The organism is Cellulomonas aerilata, from assembly GCF_007991755.1.
GTDB classification, from domain to species: Bacteria; Actinomycetota; Actinomycetes; order Actinomycetales; family Cellulomonadaceae; genus Pengzhenrongella; species Pengzhenrongella aerilata.
This window is the reverse complement of sequence record NZ_BJYY01000014.1, coordinates 160,154-176,837: the sequence shown is the minus strand read 5'-3', so window position 1 is coordinate 176,837 and position 16,684 is coordinate 160,154. Positions and strand designations below refer to the sequence as shown.

The 16,684-nt window shown below is 75.4% G+C and carries 13 protein-coding genes and 1 tRNA gene; 4 read left to right on the top strand and 10 right to left on the bottom strand.

The window, feature by feature from the left end:
* Positions 1–60: 60 nt before the first annotated feature.
* Positions 61–132 (bottom strand) — tRNA-Gln (locus CAE01nite_RS11755).
* Between the two features lie 97 nt (positions 133–229).
* On the opposite strand from CAE01nite_RS11755, the gene CAE01nite_RS11750 reads away from it, so the two are divergent.
* Positions 230–841 (top strand): TetR/AcrR family transcriptional regulator, encoded by a 612-nt coding sequence (locus CAE01nite_RS11750; RefSeq protein ID WP_146904644.1) that lies wholly within the window; start codon positions 230–232, stop codon positions 839–841.
* A gap of 58 nt (positions 842–899) precedes the next feature.
* Positions 900–1,469 (top strand): MarR family winged helix-turn-helix transcriptional regulator, encoded by a 570-nt coding sequence (locus tag CAE01nite_RS11745; RefSeq protein ID WP_146904538.1) that lies wholly within the window; start codon positions 900–902, stop codon positions 1,467–1,469.
* A gap of 15 nt (positions 1,470–1,484) precedes the next feature.
* Here CAE01nite_RS11745 and CAE01nite_RS11740 read toward each other — a convergent pair whose 3' ends face one another.
* From CAE01nite_RS11740 to metG, 7 genes are all read right to left on the bottom strand, one after another.
* A complete protein-coding gene (locus CAE01nite_RS11740) occupies positions 1,485–3,320 on the bottom strand; it encodes an ABC-F family ATP-binding cassette domain-containing protein (RefSeq protein ID WP_146904535.1) in 1,836 nt (611 codons plus the stop codon).
* Between the two features lie 137 nt (positions 3,321–3,457).
* Entirely contained in the window at positions 3,458–4,429 is a 972-nt protein-coding gene (locus CAE01nite_RS11735) for a 4-(cytidine 5'-diphospho)-2-C-methyl-D-erythritol kinase (protein ID WP_146904532.1), read from the bottom strand.
* A 22-nt stretch (positions 4,430–4,451) separates the two neighbouring features.
* Positions 4,452–5,330: a 16S rRNA (adenine(1518)-N(6)/adenine(1519)-N(6))-dimethyltransferase RsmA gene (gene rsmA / locus CAE01nite_RS11730; RefSeq protein WP_146904528.1), complete on the bottom strand. Its 879-nt coding sequence runs from the start codon at positions 5,328–5,330 to the stop codon at positions 4,452–4,454.
* Between the two features lie 55 nt (positions 5,331–5,385).
* Complete coding sequence (locus CAE01nite_RS11725; RefSeq protein WP_246131165.1) at positions 5,386–6,666, bottom strand: resuscitation-promoting factor; 1,281 nt, start codon at positions 6,664–6,666, stop codon at positions 5,386–5,388.
* Between the two features lie 261 nt (positions 6,667–6,927).
* A complete protein-coding gene (locus CAE01nite_RS11720; protein ID WP_246131164.1) occupies positions 6,928–8,214 on the bottom strand; it encodes a resuscitation-promoting factor in 1,287 nt (428 codons plus the stop codon).
* A 182-nt stretch (positions 8,215–8,396) separates the two neighbouring features.
* The gene (locus CAE01nite_RS11715; RefSeq protein WP_146904525.1) at positions 8,397–9,308 is read right to left on the bottom strand and encodes a TatD family hydrolase; all 912 of its coding nucleotides are present in this window, start codon (positions 9,306–9,308) and stop codon (positions 8,397–8,399) included.
* 10 nt (positions 9,309–9,318) lie between these two features.
* A complete protein-coding gene (metG, locus tag CAE01nite_RS11710) occupies positions 9,319–10,947 on the bottom strand; it encodes a methionine--tRNA ligase (protein WP_146904522.1) in 1,629 nt (542 codons plus the stop codon).
* Positions 10,948–11,153: 206 nt separating this feature from the next.
* On the opposite strand from metG, the gene CAE01nite_RS11705 reads away from it, so the two are divergent.
* Positions 11,154–11,843, top strand: a complete 690-nt coding sequence (locus tag CAE01nite_RS11705) for an isochorismatase family protein (RefSeq protein WP_146904520.1) — start codon at positions 11,154–11,156, stop codon at positions 11,841–11,843.
* Positions 11,844–12,009: 166 nt separating this feature from the next.
* Here the strand turns inward: CAE01nite_RS11705 and CAE01nite_RS11700 are convergent, their stop codons facing one another.
* Positions 12,010–13,641, bottom strand: coding sequence for an HNH endonuclease (locus tag CAE01nite_RS11700; protein WP_146904517.1), 1,632 nt, complete (start codon positions 13,639–13,641; stop codon positions 12,010–12,012).
* Positions 13,642–13,777: 136 nt separating this feature from the next.
* Positions 13,778–14,626, bottom strand: coding sequence for a 16S rRNA (cytidine(1402)-2'-O)-methyltransferase (gene rsmI, locus CAE01nite_RS11695; protein ID WP_146904514.1), 849 nt, complete (start codon positions 14,624–14,626; stop codon positions 13,778–13,780).
* A gap of 40 nt (positions 14,627–14,666) precedes the next feature.
* Here rsmI and CAE01nite_RS11690 point away from each other — a divergent pair, with 40 nt between their 5' ends.
* Positions 14,667–16,655 (top strand): dolichyl-phosphate-mannose--protein mannosyltransferase, encoded by a 1,989-nt coding sequence (locus CAE01nite_RS11690; protein ID WP_246131163.1) that lies wholly within the window; start codon positions 14,667–14,669, stop codon positions 16,653–16,655.
* The last annotated feature ends 29 nt before the right edge of the window (positions 16,656–16,684 follow it).

The window sequence follows — 16,684 nt, the reverse complement described above, 5'->3', positions numbered from 1 at the left end:
GCGGGGTCACCCGATGGGCACCGCCGGGCGGCGGCGGAGCCGACGGGGCCACGGCCGGCGCTCCGCCCCCAGGATTCGAACCCGGACTGCAAGGCACCAAAGGCCTGCGTGCTGCCGTTACACCAGGGCGGACCGACTGCGCCCGCGCGGGCGACGGGACAAGTCTGCCAGCCCCGCACGGCATGATGGCGCGGTGGCCGCCGAGAGCAAGCGACCCGCGCGTGCGCGGATGACGGGGACCGAGCGGCGGGAGCAGCTGCTCGACGTGTCCCGCTCGCTGTTCGCGCACAAGGGCTTCGACGGCACGAGCGTGGAGGAGATCGCCTCCCGTGCCAAGGTCTCCAAGCCGGTGGTCTACGAGCACTTCGGCGGCAAGGAGGGCATGTACGCGGTCGTCGTCGACCGCGAGGTCCGCCTGCTGACCGGAGCGCTGACCGACGCGCTCACCGCCGGCGGGCACCCCAAGGTGCTGCTGGAGCGCACCGCCCTGGCGCTGCTGACGTACATCGAGCAGAACACCGACGGGTTCCGGATCCTGGTGCGCGACTCCCCCGTCGCACAGGCGACCGGGACCTTCTCGAGCCTCATCGGCGACGTCGCGACCGAGGTCGAGCACCTGCTCGCCGACCAGTTCACCCAGCAGGGGCTGGACCCGCGCACCGCACCCATCTACGCCCGGATGCTGGTCGGCATGGTGGCGCTCACCGGCCAGCACTGGCTGGACTCGCGCAGCCCGGCGAAGTCCGACGTCGCCGCGCACCTGGTCAACCTCGCCTGGAACGGCCTCAGCGGGCTCGAGCGCCGGCCGACCCTGACGCAGGCGCCCGCCAGCCACGCCTGACGCCGCCGTGCGCGCGCCGACCCTCGGCGGTATCTCGACGTCGAGGTAATCTCGCGCCATGGCACCCGCGACCGACCCGGAGCCGCCCGTGGGCCGGTCCGTGGGCCGGTCCGTGGGCAGGCCGGTGGTCCGGTCGGGCGAGGACGAGGTCGACCGCATCGTGGCGGCCTGGCGCCGGGAGCGTCCGGACCTGGACGTCGAGCCGCTCACGGTCCTGTCCCGCGTGACGCGGCTGGCCCGTCACCTCGACCTCGCCCGACGCGCGTCGTTCGCGCGGCACGGGCTCGAGGCGTGGGAGTTCGACGTGCTCTCCGCGCTGCGGCGCGACGGGGCGCCCTACCAGCTGTCCCCCGGGGCGCTGCTGACCCAGACGCTCGTGACGTCCGGGACGATGACGAACCGGATCGACCGGCTCGCCCAGCGCGGCCTGGTGCGGCGTCAGAAGTCCCCCGCGGACCGCCGCGGGGTGCTGGTGCAGCTCACCGACGAGGGCCGGGCACGGGTCGACGCGGCGATGTCGGACCTGCTGGACGTCGAGTCGAACCTGCTGGCCGGCCTGGACGAGTCCGGCCGGGCCCGGCTGGCCGACCTCCTGCGCGACGTCGTCGCCCCGCTCGACGCGTCCTGACCTGATCGCCCCGGTCTAGCCGGCGACCTCGGCCGCCTCGAGCCACGCCTCCTCGAGCTCGGCACGCTCCGCCGCGAGCGTGCGCAGCTCCGCGTCGAGCCCCTGCACGGCCGTGTGGTCCGTGGCCTGCTCGGCCATCCGCGTGTGCAGCCGGCTCTCCAGGTCCGCGATCTTGGCCAGCCGGCGCTCGATCCGGGCGATGTCCTTGCGCGCGGCGCGCACGTCGGCCGCGCTCGGGGCGTCGGCGTCCGGCGCCGCGCCGGCACGAGCGGTCGCCGCGCCGCCATCGGTCGCGTCCCCCGCCCGGGACGGCGCACCGCCGGCGCCGGCGCGACGCAGGTCGAGGTACTGCTCCACGCCGCCGGGGAGGTCGCGGATCGTGCCGTCGCCGAGCAGCGCGACCTGCCGGTCGCACACCCGCTCGAGCAGGTAGCGGTCGTGCGAGACCACGATGAGCGTGCCGGGCCAGCCGTCCAGGAGGTCCTCCAGCGCGGCCAGGGTGTCGGTGTCCAGGTCGTTGGTCGGCTCGTCGAGCAGCAGCACGTTCGGCTCGCCGACCAGCAGGCGCAGCAGCTGCAGCCGCCGGCGCTCGCCGCCGGACAGGTCCCGGACCAGGGTCCTCGCGCGGTCGTTGCTGAACCCGAGGCGCTCCACGAGCTGGGACGCGGTGAGCTCCTTGCCGCCGACCGAGACGGTCCGCTTCTCGCTCTCGATGAGCTCGACCACCCGCAGGCCGCCGACCTCGTCGAGGTCCTCCACGTCCTGCTTGAGCTCGGCGACCTGGATCGTCTTGCCGCGCTTGACCCGCCCGGCGACCGGCTGGAGCCGCCCGCCGAGCAGGCGCAGGAGCGACGTCTTGCCGGCGCCGTTGACGCCGACGACGCCGTACCGGTCGCCGGGGCCGAGCCGCCAGGTCACGTCCTGCAGCAGCACGCGGCGGTCGTCGCCCTCGCCGACCGCCAGCGTGACGTCCTCCAGGTCCAGGACGTCCTTGCCGAGCCGGGTGGTGGCCATGCGCGTCAGCTCGAGCTGGTCGCGCGGCGGCGGCTCGTCGGCGATCAGCGCGGCGGCGGCGTCCAGCCGGAACTTCGGCTTCGACGTCCGGGCGGGGGCGCCGCGGCGCAGCCACGCGAGCTCCTTGCGCAGCAGGTTGTTGCGCTTCTCCTGCGTCACGGCGGCGGTGCGGGCACGCTCGGCGCGCGCGAGCACGTAGGCGGCGTAGCCACCCTCGTAGCCGTCGACGACGCCGTCGTGCACCTCCCACATCCGGGTGCACACCGCGTCGAGGAACCACCGGTCGTGGGTCACCACCACGAGCGCGCCCTTGGCGCTGCCGGCCCGCCCGAAGCGGTCGGCGAGGTGGTCGGCGAGCCACGCGACGCCCTCGACGTCGAGGTGGTTGGTCGGCTCGTCCAGCGCGATGACGTCGTGGTCGCCGACCAGCAGCGCCGCCAGCGCGGCCCGGCGGCGCTGCCCGCCGGAGAGCGAGGCGACGTCCGCCTCCAGGTCCAGGTCGCCCAGCAGCCCCTCGTGCACCGAGCGGGAGCGCGGGTCGGACGCCCAGGTGTGCTCGGCCGCGGAGCCGTGCACGAGCTCGCGGACCGTGGTCCGGGCCGGCATCTCGTCGCGCTGGTCGAGCAGGGCGACGTCGAAGCTGCCGGCGCTGGTCACCCGCCCGGCATCGGGGGCGGCGCGGCCGGCGAGGACCCGCAGGAGGGTCGACTTGCCGGCGCCGTTGGGCCCGACCACCCCGATCCGGTCGCCGTCGTCGACGCCGAGGCTGACGCCGTCGAGCAGGGTGCGGGTGCCGAGGGTGAGCGAGACGGAGTCCGCTCCGAGCAGGTGGGCCATCGATCCTTTTTCCGGGTGGGCTGCAGGGCGCGGCGTGCGGAGGCCGGGTGCCGGCGCGGTCGCGCCGTGAGCACGAGCGTAGGTCGCCCCGGGGTGCGCCGTGGACCGGGGTGGACCGGGTGGGCCGGGGGCGGGCCTCAGAGCGACCGGTCGGCCGGGTCCTCGAGGGGTCCTGCCGTCCCGGCCGGGACGATGCGCGCCCCGGGCACGGGCCCGACGGCGGTCGCGACGTCGTCGGCCACTCCCGCGGCGGTCATCGCGGCGGCGATGACCAGGGCGTGCTGGCGGCTGCGGGCGAGGGCGGCGACCGTCGGCCCCGAGCCGGAGACCAGCACACCGAGGGCACCGGCGTCCTCGGCGACCGCGAGCGGTTCCGCGAGGGACGGCGCGAGCTCGAGCGCGGCGTGCTGCAGGTCGTTGTGCAGCGCCCGGCCGAGCGCCGGGGCGTCGCCGGCACGCAGCGCCTGCATGAGCGCGCGGTCGGCGTCCGGGTCGAGCCGGGTGCCGCCGGAGATGAGCTCGTCGAACGTGGCGAACACCAGGGCGGTGGACAGCCCCTCGTCCCGGACGGCGAAGGCCCAGTGGTACTCCCCGCGCACCATGGCGGCGGTGAGCAGGTGCCCGCGCCCGGTGCCGACGGCGGTGTGCCCGGTGAGCGGGAAGGGGACGTCGGAGCCGAGCTCGGCCGCCAGGTCGGTGAGCTCCTCGCGGGAGACGCCGGTCCGCCACAGGGCGTCGCACGCGACCAGCGCCGCGGCGGCGTCCGCCGAGCCGCCGGCCATGCCGCCCGCGACCGGGACGCCCTTGTGCAGGTGCAGGTGGACCCCGGCCTGGACCCCGGTGTGCACCGCGAGGAGCCGGGCCGCCCGCAGCGCGAGGTTCGTCTCGTCGGTGGGGACCCGCTCGGCCTGCTGGCCCGAGACGGTCAGCGTCATCTCGTCCGACGGGCGCGCCACGACGTCCTCGTAGAGCGAGACCGCCTGGAACACCGTCGCCAGCGGGTGGTAGCCGTCGGGCTCGCGGGCGCCGACGCGCAGCGACAGGTTGACCTTGCCGGGCGCTCGCACGCGGACCTCGCGCTCGGTGCGGGTCTGTCCGGAGAGGCTCACGGCCCCCACAATGCCAGGTCGCTCACGACGGGACGGCCAGGGCCTGCGCGACCCGGGCGAAGTCCGCGACGTCCAGCCGCTCCCCGCGGGCCTGCGGGTCGACACCCGCGGCGAGCAGGGCACGGGTCGCCGCCTCGGGCGAGCCGGCCAGCCCGGCGAGCGCGGAGCGGAGCATCTTGCGGCGCTGGGCGAAGGCCGCGTCGACGACCGCGAAGACGTCCTGCCGTGACGCCGTCGTGGACGGCGGGTCGCGCCGCTCGAGCGCCACCAGGGCGGAGTCCACGTTCGGGACCGGCCAGAACACGGTGCGCGCGATCGTGGACGTCCGGCGGGCGGAGGCGTACCAGGCGACCTTGGCCGACGGCACCCCGTAGGTGCGACTGCCCGGCGGCGCGGCGAGCCGGTCGGCGACCTCCGCCTGCACCATCACCAGCACGCGCTGGATGCTGTCGAACCGCTGCAGGAAGGTGAGCAGCACCGGGACGGACACGTTGTACGGCAGGTTCGCGACCAGCGCGGTCGGCGGGGGCCCGGGCAGCTCGGTCACGTCCAGGGCGTCCGCGCCGACGACGGTCAGCCGGGGGTCCCCGCCGTCGGGGTAGACGTCCGGCAGGTGCGCCGCCACGGTCTCGGGCAGCAGGCGGGCCAGCACCGGGTCGATCTCGACCGCGACGACCGAGGCGCCGGCGTCGAGCAGACCGAGGGTCAGGGAGCCCAGGCCGGGACCGACCTCGACCACGCGCTCGCCGGCGGTGACCCCCGCCTGCCGCACGATCTTTCGGACGGTGCCGCCGTCGATGACGAAGTTCTGCCCGAGCGTCTTGGTCGGCCGGATGCCCAGGCGACCCGCCAGGTCCCGGATCTCGGCCGGGCCCAGCAGGGCTCCTGAGGTCTCGGTCATGGGGGCGAGCCTAAGGGGGCGCCGACGGTGGACCGTCGACGCCCCCTGCGGTCGGTCAGCGGAACAGGCGCGGCCCGCAGTGCGGCCACTGGCCGGCACCGGAGCGGTCGAACAGCATCTGCGCGCGCATGGTCTGCTCCTCGGCGGACGCCTGCGACGGCAGCCCGGACCCGCCGACGGCGGCCCACGTGCTCACGGAGAACTGGTACAGCCCGTGGTACTTGCCCGTGGCGGACACCGCGTTCGCGCGACCACCGGACTCGCAGGCCGCCAGCGCGGCCCAGTTCAGCCCGCCGCCGCCACTGGGTGCCGGCGCCTCCGCAGCAGCCTCGCCGCCCTCGGCCGACGGGGACGCCGGTGCGGCCGCCGCAGCGACGGGCGCCGGGCGCGGCGCGACCGGACGCTTCTTGGTGCCGACGGCGGTGACCTCGGTGACCGGCTCGGTCGTGACGGCGTCGGACAGCAGCTCGCGCGCGGTCTCGGCGCCGTCGACGGTCGTGACGCGGTTGACGATCGTGCGCTGACCCTCGACCCCCGCGGTGACGACCTCACGGGTGCCGACGAAGCGGTCGCCGTCCTCCTGCTCGACGGCCTCGAACGCGATGGGGTGCACCTCGGCGACGTCCTGCACGACGACGCGGTTGACCACCACGGTCACCGCCCCGGTCTCGGAGTGCCGCACGGACACCCGGTCCAGGTCGGTGAGGGTCACGCCCAGGCCGTCGAGGACCCCGGCGACGCCGCCGGCGGGCTCGGCCACGGTGTGCGTCACGCCGTCCACGACGACGTCGACCGGCCCGTCCAGGTCCAGCGGGATCTCGGCGCGGCCCCCGGACGCGGAACGGGACGCCACGAGCCGGACGTCGCCGCCACGGGTGGCGAGCGTGCCGAGCGCCTCGTCGGCGGTCAGCGCGGTGGTCCACACGGCCGTCTCGGCACCGTCGACGGTGACCGTGACCTGGCGCGCGTGGCGCACGACGATCTCGGCGCCGTCGGCCAGCGCGGTCGGCTCGGCGGGTGCGACGGTGTCGCGGCCGCCCAGGTCCACCCCGGCCTCGGCCAGGACGCCGTCGACGGACCCGGCGAAGGTGGAGACCCGGGTGACGTCGCCGTCGACGTCGAGGGTCACGGTCTTGTGGGCCACGGCGTAGGCGGTGGTGCCACCGGCCAGCACGGCGAGGGTCGCGGTGGCGGCCACGAGGCGGCCACGGTGCTCATGGAGGCGCGTGACCTCGGGGGCGCCGCGGCGCAGGCGGGCGGACAGGGGGGCGGTGAGGCGGGCGAAGCGAGCCACTGGGTTCCAGACGTCGGTCTGCCCGGGCACGGGGGTGGGCACGCCGCACGGCGCCGCAGATCCCCGACCGTGGTCGGGCGTGCGCCGCGGGGGCGCCACGTCTGCTTCCCGGATCCCCGATCCGGCCGTCACGGCCTGCGGTGTCGGCACCACCGGCCGGCCGCGACCCGGCCCTGCGGAGCGAGGGGGCTCGTCCGGGGCGCGCTGTAGCGACACGCGACCGTAACTGATCTGTGACCTACGGGCCAAGGGCCCGTGAGGCGTCTCACACGATCAGGCGGCGGGCCCGTCGGCCCGGGTCGGTCAGTACCAGCCCTTGGCGCGGAAGGAGCTCCACGCCCCGCACGGGGTGCCGTAGCGGCTCTCGACGTAGCCCAGGCCCCACGTGATCTGGGTCGCGGGGTTGGTCCGCCAGTCGTCGCCCGCGCTCGCCATCTTGCTGCCCGGGAGCGCCTGCGGGATGCCGTAGGCGCTGCTCGTCGGGTTGTCGGCGTCGACGCGCCAGCGGCTCTCCCGGTTCCACAGCTGCACGAGGCAGGAGAACTGGTCCTCGCCCCAGCCACGGGCGGCGAGCATCTCGCGGGCGATCGCCTGCGCGCTGCCGGGGCTCACCTCCACCGGCGGGGTCGACGGCGGCGCCTCGGACGCGGCTCCGTCGGACGCGGGCCCGTCCGTCCCGGGCTCGGCCGGCTCGGGCTCGAGCTCCGGCGGCTTCGTCCCGACGCGGACGACCTGGGTGACCGGCTCGGCGAGCACCACGTCGGCGACGACGGATCGGCCGACCTCGGCGCCACCGACGGTCGCGGCGCTGTACGTGAGCTGGCGCCGACCCTCCTGACCCTCGGTGTCGACCTCGCGCTCACCCTGGGGCAGCGTCGGGTCCTCGACGACGGTCTCGGTGAACGGCAGCGCCTCCACCGCGGTCGTCGTGGTGGTCGCCGCGCGGGTGACGAGCACCACGAGCCCGTCGACGGCGGTCGCGTCCAGCGGGACGGACACCTGGTCGCCCTCGCGGAGCACGAGCCCCAGGTCCTGCAGGGCCTCGCGCACGGTCGGGGCGCTGGTCGCCCCGTCGACGACCTGACCGTCCACGGCCAGGTGGATCGTCTTCTCGGTCGACACCCGCAGCACCTCGCCGCGACCGAGCAGCGCGGACCGTGAGGCGGACGTGCGCGCGCCGTCGCCCCGCACCCCGAGGTCGCCGATCGCCTCGCCCACCGTCAGGGCGGTCGTCCACACGGTGCGGGTCTCGCCGTCGACCTCGACGGTCATCTCGCGTCCGTGCCGGACGACGACCTCGCCGCCGTCGCGGACCGGCGCGTCCAGGGCCGGTGCGACGAGGTCCCGCGCCCCGGCGTCGATGCCGGCGTCGGCCAGCACGTCCCCGACGGTGCGGCCGAACGCGCTGATCTGCGTGGTGGTGCCGTCGACGTCGACCGTGACGTCCTTGTGCAGGAGGGCGAACGCGCTGGTCGCACCCGTGACCAGCGCCAGCACGAGCCCCTGCGCGGCCACCCGGGCGACCCGGGACCTCGCCCGTCCGGACGGCCGCGGCACGCGCACCGGCTCCGCCGTCGTGGGGTCGGGCACGGGCGTCCTCCTCGGTGCGGGTCGGGCCGGGCGCACGGTGGCGGGCCGGACCCAGGACTGCGGTCTGCGCGGGCGCCGAGCGACCTCGCTCGTCGCCACCGGCGGTCGACCGTAACCGATCCGTGACCGGACCGGGTAGCGGCGTCCCCACCTGGCCGCCAGGGCGGCTCGCCAGCCGCCGGTCACCAGGGGCCGTAGACCGCCTCGGAGGTCGCCGCCACCGCGTCGCACGCCGTCGCGAGGTCGACGTCGAGCACGTCGGCGATCGTCCGCATCGTGAGCGGGACGAGGTAGGGCGCGTTCGGCCGGCCGCGGTACGGGTGCGGGGTGAGGTACGGCGCATCCGTCTCGACGAGCACCTGGCCGAGCGGCACCTGCGCGAGGGCCTCGCGCAGCCCGCCCGCCCCGGCGAAGGTCACCGTGCCTGCGAAGGACAGGTACCAGCCCTGCCCGGCGCAGAACCGTGCCATCTCGGCGTCGCCGGAGAAGCAGTGGAACACCGTGCGCTCGGGCGCGCCGTCGCGGGCGAGCACCTCGAGCACCTCGGCGTGCGCGTCGCGGTCGTGGATCTGCAGCGCGAGGCCGAGCTCCTTGGCGAGCGCGACGTGCGCCCGGAACGACTCGACCTGGGCCGCGCGGCCGTCCGGTCCCGAGCGGAAGTGGTCCAGTCCCGTCTCCCCGATCACCCGGATGCGGTCGTTGCCGCGGGCGAGGTCGGCGATCTCGGTCACCGCCGCGTCCAGGCCGCGCTCGTGCTCGGGCCGGGGGCGCGGGACGAGCCCGTCCGGCCCCGGGTCCGTCGCGCCGGCGAACAGGGTCGCCTCGTTGGGATGGATCGCGACCCCGCCGAGCAGCGCGGGGTGGTCGCGCACGACCCGGTCGGTCCACCGGGCCGCGTCCAGGTCGCACCCGATCTGCACCATGCGCGGGACGCCGACGGCGGCCGCCCGGGCGATCTGCTCGGCGACCGACGGCGGCGCCTCGCCGTCGGGCAGCTCGGCCTCGGTGTCGAGGTGGGTGTGGTTGTCGACGACCGGGACCGGCAGCGGGTCGGGGTCGGCGGGCCAGCTGCGGTCGCGGGTCCGGCGGCTCACGGGGCGCCGCTCACGCGGGGGCGTCCGCCGGGTCCTCCAGGCGCGGGAACAGGGACGCGCCCTTGGTCACCCGGGTGCCGGGCGGCAGGCCCGCGAGGTCGGCCGCGCTCGCGACCGGCTGCGACTCCAGCGGCCCCAGCGGTGCGTCCGCGCCGAGCTGCTGCCACAGCGACGCGGCGGCCTGCGGCGTGACGGGGTGCAGCAGGATCGCCAGCGCGCGCAGCGCCTCGGCGGCGGTGACGAGGATGGTCGCGAGCCGCCCGCCCTGGAGGTGACCATCGCCGTCGGACTCGGCGGCGTCCTTAGCGACCTGCCACGGCGCCTGCTCGGTGAGGTACCCGTTGGTCGCCTCGACCAGCGTCCAGACCGCGCCGATCGCCTCGTGCAGAGCGAGCCGGTCGATCGCGGCCTCGGCCTCCGCCACCGCGCGGACGGCCACGGCCTCCAGCGCCTGCTCGGCCGGTCCGGGCGGGCCGGCCTGCGGCAGCGCACCGCCGAAGTACTTGCCGATCATCGCCGCCACGCGCGAGGCGAGGTTGCCGAAGCCGTTGGCGAGCTCGGCGTTGTACCGGGCGGCGAGGTCCTCCCAGGAGAACGAGCCGTCCTGGCCGAACGGGATCGCGCGCAGGAAGTAGTAGCGGAACGCGTCGGAGCCGAAGTGGTCGACGATCTGGCTCGGGGCGATGCCGGTCAGCTTGGACTTGCTCATCTTCTCGCCGCCGACCAGCAGCCAGCCGTGCGCGAACACCTGCTTGGGCAGCTCCAGGCCCGCCGCCATGAGCATGGCCGGCCAGATCACCGCGTGGAACCGCAGGATGTCCTTGCCGACGAGGTGCACGTCGGCCGGCCAGGTCCGCTCGAACCTGGCCTTCTCCCCGGGGTCCTGCGCGCCGTACCCGATCGCGGTGGCGTAGTTGAGCAGCGCGTCGAACCACACGTAGAGCACGTGCGAGGTGTCCCACGGGATCGGCACGCCCCAGTCGAACGTGCTGCGCGAGATGGACAGGTCCTGCAGGCCCTGCCGGACGAAGGCCATGACCTCGTTGCGGGCGCTGGCCGGCTGCACGAACGTCGGGTTGGCCTCGTAGAAGTCCAGCAGGCGCTGGGTGTACGCGCTCATCCGGAAGAAGTAGTTCTGCTCCGACAGCATCTCCACAGGCCGGCCGTGGATCGCGCAGACCTGCTGCCCCTCGAACTCCCCCGTCCCGGCGACGAGGTCGCCGGGCAGCTTGTACTCCTCGCAGCCGACGCAGTACGGGCCCTCGTAGGAGCCGGCGAAGATCTCGCCCTTGTCGTACAGGTCCTGGATGAACGCCTGGACGCGAGTCGTGTGACGCTCCTGCGTGGTGCGGATGAAGTCGTCGTTCGCCACGTCGAGGAGGCCGAGCACCGGCTGCCACGACTCGGTCACGAGGCGGTCGGCCCAGTCCTGCGGCGAGACGCCGTTCGCCTCGGCGGTGCGCAGCACCTTCTGACCGTGCTCGTCGGTGCCGGTGAGGAACCAGACCGGCTCCTGCCGCTGCCGGTGCCAGCGCGTGACCATGTCCGCCGCGACCGTCGTGTACGCGTGCCCGATGTGGGGGGCGTCGTTCACGTAGTAGATCGGCGTGGTCAGGTAGAACGCGGTCGGCTCCGGCATGCGCACATCGTAGGTCCGCCCCGCCGACCGTCCTGGCGGGGGGGTGGTGGGCGCCGGGCTGCGACACCTGCCGGGCCGCGACGAGAGGTGGCGGGCTGCGACCCCGGTCGCCTGCTGCCAGGCTGGGCGGTGGTCCTGCCCGCGCCCCGTGGGCCGCGGAGGACCGCCGAGCAGTCACCCGCACGCGAGCACCACCGGAGGACGCCATGAGCACCAGCACCCACCCGATCGACACCCCGACCCACCGGGCGCTGCTCATCGTCGACGTCCAGCCCACCTTCTGCGAGGGCGGGTCGCTGCCGGTGGCCGGCGGCAACGACGTCGCGCACGCCGTCGCGTCGTTCGCGTCGCTGCACCGCGACCACTACGACACCCTCGTCACCACGCAGGACTGGCACGTCGACCCCGGTGACCACTTCTCCGACGAGCCCGACTTCGTCGACAGCTGGCCGCCGCACGGCGTCGCCGGCACCGAGGAGGCCGAGCTGCACCCGGCGCTCTCCGAGCTGTACCCCGAGGTCACCGTGAAGAAGGGCATGCACGCCGCGGCGTACTCGGGCTTCGAGGCCGTCGACGGCGACGACCGCCCCCTGGCCGCCATCCTGCGCGAGTACGAGATCACCGACGTCGACGTCGTCGGGCTCGCGGAGTCGCACTGCGTCAAGGCGACCGCGCTGGACGCCGTCCGCGAGGGCCTCACCGTGCGGGTGCTCACCGACCTCACCGCCCCGGTCACCCCTGAGCAGGGCGAAGCGGCCCGCGCCGAGCTCGCCGCGGCCGGCGTCCAGCTCATCCCGTCCTCCCAGGTCGCGCAGGAGCCGTCGGGTCAGGTCCCCGGAGGCGCCCCGGGCAAGTCGTCCGGCAAGACGGTGCGCGAGGGTGCCGGCGAGGGCTGACACCCGCGCTCGTCGCACGGGTCCGGGCCGCCCGAGCGCCCGAGCGCCCCGGAGCACTGTCGCCAGCAGTTCGTTGGTAGCCGCGTCGACCCCCAGCCGGTCATCCCGTCCAGCCCGATCGCCGCGTCAGCCGGTTAGCCGGTTAGCCCGTCATCCCGTCATCCGGTCATCCCGTCAGGAAGAGCGTCGGCGTCCGCGCGCCGGTCATCGGGTCGGTCGCCCACTCCAGCGGCGGTGGGATGTCCTGCGCCTCGGCGATCGGACTCGGGCGTGCGGCGGCTGCCTGCCCGACGACGCGCCCGGCGGCGTCGCGGAACTCGTACCCGACCACGGCCGGTGAACCGGCAAGCAGGGACCGCGGCGGCCCCGCGGACGCCTGCGGTGGGACGCGGGTGATCGCCAGGTCGCGGCGGTGGACCTCGTGATGGTGGAAGCTGCACAGCAGGACGCCGTTCTCGACGCTCGTCGGACCGGTGTCCCTCTCCCACCAGGCGATGTGGTGGACCTCGCACCAGCGGGCGTGGGCGTGGCACTCGGGCCAGGCGCACTCGCGGTCGCGAGCGATGACCGCTCGCCGTTGCAGACCGGTGAAGACCCTCTGCGCCCGGCCGACGTCGAGGGGGACGCCGTCCGCGTCGATGACGATCCGGGTGATCTCGCAGTCGCACATGGCCGCGGCCAGCTCGCTGGCCGCGACGGCGGTCCCGTCCTCCAGTGTGGCCGGCAGGTAGCCCGCGGCCCCGTCGCCCGTGGCGCCGCCGGTGCCGGTCCCGGTGCCGGTGCCGATGCCCGTGGCGGTGCCGGCGTCGCTCCCCTGCCCATCCGTTCGTTCCGCAGCATCGGCGCACACGGCGGTCGCGAGGGATGGCTCGGCCATGGTGCCGCGGCGCACCGCTGCACCCGCCCCTGCGCGAGCCTGCGCGCGGCGGCGGTCGCGGTCGGCCCGGGTGGCGAGCCACGTGTCCGCGGTGAGGATCAGGGAGATCTGCGGCGGGACGTGACCGCCGGGCTTGGTGTCGGCCAGGGCGAGGATGCGGCCGGCCATGGTGTCCAGGGCGTCGGCGCGCCGCTGGCCGGGGTCACGGTCGTCCTCCGCCGCCGGCCGCGGGGACAGGGCCTCGAGCGCGAGGGTCAGGCGGTGCCCGGCGACGTCGTCGAGCTGACCCTTGATCAGCGTGCCGCGTGGCGTGGTGGACACGGACAGGTAGCGGGCGGAGCGCTGCGCCTGGTGGTCGGCCTCGAGCGCGGCAGGGTCGACGGAGGCAGCCCAGCGAGCGACGGTGGTGGCGAACGTGCCGGCGTCCTGCGTCTCGGCCAGAGCCATCAGCTGCTGGGCCTCGCTCCGCACCGCGTCCCGCTGGACAGGCGTGCCGGTGGCAGCGACGGCACCGATGACCGCGGCGTGCCCCGCGCTCAACCGCCCCTCGGTCACTGCGGCGACCGCCGAGGGGACAGCCGCCAGCCGCTCGGCCTGCCGGACCTGGGCCACGGCGGCGCGCTGCCCGGCCCGGCTGGTGCGGGCACGCCACGCCTCGAAGGACCGGTCACCCGCGCCGTGCCACTCTCCTGAGTCGCGCTCCGCCACCAGCACCGTCGCCCGGACCATCGAGAGCCCGTCGACCACGCGATCCAGCTCGTCGAGCATCCGGCGGCGATCCAGGTCCGGCCACCGGCGCGCGTCCGTGACCTGTGCCGCCAGCCGGGCCATCGCCGCACCGATCCCGGCCACCTCGGACAGCGCTCCTGCGGACGACGGCAAGCCGACACGGGTGCCGACTCCAATGTCGACGGCTGTCATCCCGGTCACCTCGCTCGACTCGAACTGGTGTTCGAAGCCTATCCGCTGCCGCCGACACGCCGCGGGCCCGGTCGAGATATGTGGAAGACCCGTGGCCCGCCAACGTCACCCCTGACCGGACGGCGCCTGCGGCGAGCTATCGCCCCTCGGCCCGCCGCGCGATCGCCGCCGCGTACAGCTCCCGCTTCGCCGCTCCCCCCGCCGCGGCGACCTCCGCGACGGCGTCCTTCAGGCGCTCGCCGCCGTCCACCCGCGCCATGACCTCGGCCAGCAGGTCCGCGACCGGCGTCGCGGCGGGCACGGACGCCCCGGACACCACGACGCAGATCTCCCCGCGGATGTCCGTGCTCGCCGCCCACTCGGCCAGCTCCCCGAGCGGGCGCCGGACGACCTCCTCGTACGTCTTGGTCAGCTCCCGGCACACCGCGGCGGCGCGATCGGCGCCGAAGGCGGTCACCATGTCCGTCAGGGTGTCCGCCAGCCGGTGCGGGGACTCGAAGAACACCATGGTCCGCCGCTCGGCCGCCAGCTCGGCGAAGGCCCGCCCGCGCTCCCCGCCCTTGCGCGGCGGGAACCCCTCGAAGCAGAACCGGTCCGTCGGCAGGCCGGACAGCGCCAGCGCGGTCAGCACGGCGCTCGGGCCGGGAGCGGCGGTGACCGGCAGGCCGGCGTCGACCGCGGCGGCCACCACCCGGAAGCCGGGGTCGGACACGACCGGCATCCCGGCGTCGGTCACCACGAGCACGGTGCCGCCGTCGCGGACCACGTCCAGCAGCTCCCCCGCCCGCTCGGACTCGTTGTGCTCGTGATAGCTCACCACCCGCCCGCCGACGACGACGCCCATCCGGGCCGCGAGCGCGCGCAGGCGCCGGGTGTCCTCCGCGGCGACGACGTCGGCCTCCGTCAGCAGCCGGCGCAGGCGGGGTGACGCGTCCTCCACGTCCCCGATCGGGGTCGCGGCGAGGACGAGGCGGCCTGCGGTCATGGTTCGAGCCTGCCATGCACCCGCCACCTACGATGACCGCGTGACGACCGCCCCGCAGGCTGCCGGCGAGCCGCCCGCGCGGGGCCTGCCGCGGTGGCATGCGGTGGACGACGTCGCCTCCTCCGTCCGCCCTCCGACGTCCCCGACGCCGCCCGACCTGGGGGACGACGCTCCGGGCTCGGGCGACCACGACGACGTCCTGGTCCACGACGACCTCGGGACGCGCGACGACGTCGGGACGCGCGACCCCGTCCCGACCCGCGACCCCGTCCGGACCCGCGACCCCGTCCGGACCCGCGACCCGAAGGGAACGCACGACGCCGTCCGGACCCGCGCCACCGACAGAATCCGCGACGCCGTCGACACCCCCGACCCCGTCGCCACGCACGAGCTCATCGGCACGTACGACGCCGTCGGGACCCGCGACGCCGTCCGCCCCCCGGACCTCGCGCAGACCGTCGACCCCCAGGGTCGCAGCAACGGTCCCGGCACCCTCGCCCGCCTGCTCGGCACCGCGACCCTCCGGCTGGACGCCACCCCCCGCGACCGCCTGTGGGGCTGGCTCGGCCCGCTGCTCGTCACCGCGCTCGCCGCCGTGCTGCGCTTCGTCCACCTCGGCCGCCCGCCGACCCTCGTGTTCGACGAGACCCACTACGTCAAGCACGCCTGGACGCTGCTGCAGGTGGGCTTCGAGGCGCGCTGGCCGGACGATCCGAACCCGGCGTTCGAGGCCGGGCAGGTGGACACGTTCCTGCCGACGGCCGACTACTCGGTGCACCCGCAGGTCGGCAAGTGGCTGATCGCGCTGGGCATGCAGCTCGCCGGACCGACACCGGTCGGCTGGCGCCTGGCCGCCGCGGTCGCCGGGACGCTCAGCGTGCTCCTGCTCGCCCGGATCGCCCGGCGCCTGTTCGCCTCGACCGCGATGGGCACGCTCGCCGGCGGGCTCCTCGCCGTGGACGGGATGGCGATCGTCCACTCACGGACGGCGCTGCTGGACGGCTTTCTCATGCTCTTCGCGCTGGCGGCGTTCGGCGCGCTCCTCGTGGACCGCGACAGCGCCCGACGGCGGCTGGCCCGGCGGGTGGACGAGGCGCGCGAGCGCGGCCTGCCATTGACAGGAACCGGTCCGGGTCTGGGGCTGCGGCCGTGGCGGCTGGCCGCGGGTCTGCTGCTCGGGCTGGCGATCGGCACCAAGTGGTCCGGTCTGTACTTCCTCGCCGTCTTCGGGCTGGTGACGGTCGCCTGGGACCTGGCGGCGCGGCGCGCGGCCGGTCTGCCGAGGTGGGCGGTGGGAGGGCTGGTGCGCGACGGCGCCGCGGCGTTCGTCTCGCTGGTCCCGGTCGCGCTGGCCACCTATGTGGCGACCTGGTTCAGCTGGTTCCGCACCCCCGGTGCGTACGAGCGGCAGTGGGCGGCCACGCACCCGGGCGAGGGCGTGACCTGGCTGCCGGAGGCCCTGCGGTCCTTCTGGCACTACCACCAGTCGATGTGGCAGTTCCACACGACCCTGACCTCGCCGCACCCCTACGCGGCGAACCCGCTGGGCTGGCCGATCCAGTGGCGCCCGACGGCGTTCTTCTTCGAGACCCCGGTCCCGGCCGGCGCGGCGTGCGGGTCCGACCGGTGCGCGGCCGCGATCACCGCGCTGGGCAACCCGGTGCTGTGGTGGGCTGCGTCCCTGGCCGTGCTCGTGGCGGTGTGGTGGCTGGTGCGGCACCGGGACTGGCGGGCCGCGGCGGTGCTGTCCGGCTTCCTCGCCGGGTGGGTGCCGTGGCTCGCCTACGCCCACCGCACGATCTTCGCCTTCTACTCGATCGCGTTCACGCCCTGGGTCGTGCTCGTCGTCGTGTGGGGGCTCGACCGGCTGCGGCGGTCGACCCGGCACCGGCGGCTGGCGATCACCGTGACGGTCGCGTTCGTCCTCCTCGTCGTCGCGGTCAGCGCGTTCTTCTACCCGGTGTGGACGGCGCAGGTGGTGCCGCACCGGTTCTGGCAGCTGCACATATGGATGCCGGGCTGGATCTGAGCGCCGCTCCTCCGGTCCGGCTCGCGGCC

Coding starts and splice junctions, on each gene's coding strand:
- CAE01nite_RS11750 (WP_146904644.1), top strand. CDS start 230: ATGACGGGGACCGAGCGGCGGGAGCAGCTGCTCGACGTGTCCCGCTCG.
- CAE01nite_RS11745 (WP_146904538.1), top strand. CDS start 900: ATGGCACCCGCGACCGACCCGGAGCCGCCCGTGGGCCGGTCCGTGGGC.
- CAE01nite_RS11740 (WP_146904535.1), bottom strand. CDS start 3,320: ATGGCCCACCTGCTCGGAGCGGACTCCGTCTCGCTCACCCTCGGCACC.
- rsmA (WP_146904528.1), bottom strand. CDS start 5,330: ATGACCGAGACCTCAGGAGCCCTGCTGGGCCCGGCCGAGATCCGGGAC.
- metG (WP_146904522.1), bottom strand. CDS start 10,947: ATGCCGGAGCCGACCGCGTTCTACCTGACCACGCCGATCTACTACGTG.
- CAE01nite_RS11705 (WP_146904520.1), top strand. CDS start 11,154: ATGAGCACCAGCACCCACCCGATCGACACCCCGACCCACCGGGCGCTG.
- CAE01nite_RS11700 (WP_146904517.1), bottom strand. CDS start 13,641: ATGACAGCCGTCGACATTGGAGTCGGCACCCGTGTCGGCTTGCCGTCG.
- rsmI (WP_146904514.1), bottom strand. CDS start 14,626: ATGACCGCAGGCCGCCTCGTCCTCGCCGCGACCCCGATCGGGGACGTG.